We start from the raw sequence: 2880 nt of genomic DNA on the forward strand, positions 1-2880 counted from the left end.
GCCGGTAGCGGGTTATCCGGCGCATCGCGCGTTCGCGCCTGCCGCTCCAGTCGGGTGGAGGTACGCCGTCGCCCTTAAACAACCAGTCGGGCCGCAAATTGTTCTCGTCCGGTGGCCTTCTGCGACGTAGCCGTTGAGGCCACCAGAGGCGCCACCGTTCGGCGCGTGACCTGGCGGGTGCCGTCGCTGTCGCTCACCGCTGCTCTTTAAGCCGCGATATAGGTCCACACGGTGCCTAATCATGTTGGGCTGCAGCGCGAAGGCGTATCGACCTTATCCTCCACTTCGTGTCGGGCGGGACGGGCGGAGGTCAAAACTCGCCGTCCTTCTCGGCGAAGTCGATGGGGTCGTAGCCGTCCTCCGCCTCGTCGACGGCTTCCGTTTCGAGGGCCACCGCTCAGCCCACGGAAACATAACCAGGGGGCTGCATCTGCTGCAGCCAGTCGCGGGTGTGTGTGCTGGGTGCGTGGAGCACTCGGACATCACTCTTCCTCGTCCCAGTCGCTGATGGGGATGACCCGGATAGGCGGTGAAGACGGTTGTGGCGCTGCACACTGGGCAGGGCGCCGACACATGTGAAAGCAGCGACTTAATCTGCACCATGCCATGCGCTCTGGTGCTCGGCTAGGCCCGTTTTCCGCACTGATCGAGCGTAGAGCCTGATTTCCGGACGAGGTTCGGGTGCGCGGTTGTGTGCGGTAATCTATTGCGGGAGTTGAGTATTCGATTCTGATGGGTATGGTTAGCGGCCCCGACGGATCGGTGTGTGGCGTGGCTATGTAGGGCCAAATGGTGGCTCCCAACGCCACTGCAACACGCTAAATTACATGCTTGTAATGCGGTGCTGGTCGCGATAGTGTAGGGCCAACCCCGAGGGAAGTGGGATGGGTCCGGTATGTACGTTAAGCGCCACGCCATCGTCAAGGGCGGCACGCGCTACGTATACCTGCGGCTGGTCGAAGCCTATCGCGATGAGCAGGGCCGGGTGCGCCATCGGGTGCTACGGACGCTGGGCCGCGAGGACGAGCTGAAGGCGTCGGGCCAACTCGAGCAGCTGGCGGCCTCGTTCGCACGGCTGGATCCGCCGCCGGCCGGCACCCGCCGCCACGTCGGGCCGCTGCTGCTGGTGCACCATTACCTGGCCCGGTTGGGGCTGGTGGAGCTGGTCGACGCGGCGGTGCCGATGCGGGGGCGGGCGATGCTGACCCACGGGGAGGTGGTCGCGGCGCTGGTGGCCAATCGGCTGTGCGGGCCGGCGCCGCTGTATGACGTCGCGGGCTGGGCGTCCAGCGCGGCGATGGCCGAACTGTTCGGCGTGCCCGCGGGATTGCTCAACGACGACCGGCTCGGCCGGGCGTTGGAGGCGCTGGCGCCGGTGGCCGAACAGATCCGCGGCGAGCTGGCCCTGGCCGCCGCGGCCCGCTGCTCGGCGGACCTGTCGCGGCTGCACCTGGACATGACCGCGGTCCGGTTCACCGGCGGCTACACCGGATCGGCATTGGTGGCCAAGGGGTGGGCCGCCGACCGCACCATCGCCCGCCAGATCAAGACCGTGCAGGTGTCCACCCGCGCCGGGGTGACGGTCTACTACCGGGGCCATCCGGGGGTGTCCAACGAGGCGCCATGCTTCGCGGACACGCTCGAGCGCATCCGCGAACTGGCCCCGCCCGGGGTGGTCTGCGTCATCGACTCCGGGTTCGGGCACCTGAGCAAGCTCTGCGCCGCCGACGCCGCCGGCATGCGGTTCGTGGTGCCACTGCGCGCCGACACCGGCTGGGCGGGCTGGTTTGCCGCCGACGTGCCCGACGGGCTGGCCGCGCTGCCCGCCTTGCAGCATTGCTCGCAACGCCAACGACGACTGCCCACCGACCAGCGCACCACGTGGAAAGGCGTGCTGCGCCAACGCGACATCGCCGACGACGACACCGGTACCACCCACCGGCTGCGCATCGCCTACATCTGGTCTTCCGAGCAGGCCACCGCCGTCGCCGACGCCCGCGAACGCGCCCTAAGCAGCGCCGAAGACGCGCTCGCACGCATCCGCAACGGCCTCGGCGGGCGCCACTACAAAACCAAAAAACAGGTCGACGACCGGGTCGCCAAGATCATCGGCCACCGCATCGCCGAGCTGATCACCATCACCACCGGCGTCGACAACCAGGGCAAACCCACCATCGCCTGGCACCGCAACCCCGACGCCATCGCCAGCGCATCGGCACTGGACGGGCTTTATGCCCTCGCCGCCAACCTGACCGACCCACCCGGCCGCACGCTGACCGCGCTCGACGTGCTCGACACCTACAAAGACCAATGGATCGTCGAACAACGCCACCGCGACCTCAAACAAACCCTGCGCGTGCGCCCGATCTTCCTGCACAACGACGACCGCATCCACGCGCTCATCGCCGTCATCGGCATCGCCCTGCTCATCTACGGCCTCATCGAAGCCGACTTGCGCGCCGCCCTCGGCCCCCACACCTCTCTGCCCGCCATCCTGCCCGAACACCGCGACGCCGTGCCCACCACACGCGCCGTGCTGGCCGCCTTCACCGACCTGCACGCCACCTACACCAGCAGCGGCGGGCTCGTCCTCGACCGGCTCACCCCCGTCCAACGCCGCATCCTCGCCCACCTCGACATCGCACTCCCATGGCCAGAAACACACAGCGCTACAACACGATTAAACAACTTAACCCTTGACCCCCAACCATGCGGAAAACGGGGCTAGGGCGCCGTCGCCTTAGCCTGAATCCGTGGATGGGCCGGGGATTTGATCGGCGTGTGAACAGCGAAAATGCCTTCTGGCCTGGGAAAATACGAGTGCTGACGTCGTAATTGTCCAGAGCCCGAGAAGGCACTTTCGATGCACTCATCGTATAC

The 2880-nt window shown here is 66.9% G+C and carries 1 protein-coding gene; it reads left to right on the forward strand.

Annotated elements, in window-relative coordinates:
* Positions 1 to 895 precede the first annotated feature (895 nt).
* The gene (locus tag VKI00_RS27680) at positions 896 to 2728 is read left to right on the forward strand and encodes an IS1634 family transposase (RefSeq protein ID WP_324443922.1); all 1833 of its coding nucleotides are present in this window, start codon (positions 896 to 898) and stop codon (positions 2726 to 2728) included.
* Positions 2729 to 2880 lie beyond the last annotated feature (152 nt).

It is taken from the genome of Mycobacterium sp. (genome assembly GCF_035314665.1).
GTDB lineage: Bacteria > Actinomycetota > Actinomycetes > Mycobacteriales > Mycobacteriaceae > Mycobacterium.